Genomic DNA, 507 nt, shown 5'->3' on the forward strand with positions numbered 1-507 from the left:
CCCCAGATCGCTTGGGCCTTTTTTCGTAATACCAGTAGTGCGGCAGTTTCCGCTAAAGCTGATTCTTTCCGTTGAAGTTCTCGGGTCAAGGCTTTAACCTCTTGTTCTTTCGTTCGAAGGTCCTTTTGCAGATTGCTCGCTTGCTCGGCTATCCCGCCATTTGCTTGCATGCAAGCATCGCGCCAGGCCTCTACCTGCTCGACGAACAGCCCTCTGGCACGACAGTATTCCGACAACTCGATCTCACTTAACGCAGCTGTTTCCACCACGATAGCAAACTTATCTCGCGTACTCCATCGCTCTGCGGGTTGTGCGCCATCAGGCATGATCATTCCTTGTGCTTTGGCTGCCTTCTTCCACTTGTACAGTGTCGTTTCCGATAGTCCGCTTTCTCTGGCTATCTGACTGACAGGCTCGTTATTTGGCGGCATCATGCGTTGCAAGATGCTCTGCTTCAATTCCTTGTTCACTTGGTTCATTGTCCTCCACCTCGGCCTCTTTTTCCTC

Annotated in this window: 1 protein-coding gene; it reads right to left on the reverse strand. The window is 51.5% G+C overall.

The features are described 5' to 3' along the window. Positions 1–434: transposase (locus RCO25_RS35185; protein WP_309000587.1), on the reverse strand; the 434-nt coding region annotated here is incomplete at its 3' end. Between the last annotated feature and the right edge of the window lie 73 nt (positions 435–507).

It is taken from the genome of Paenibacillus sp. LHD-38 (assembly GCF_031157315.1).
Classification (GTDB): Bacteria; Bacillota; Bacilli; order Paenibacillales; family Paenibacillaceae; genus Pristimantibacillus.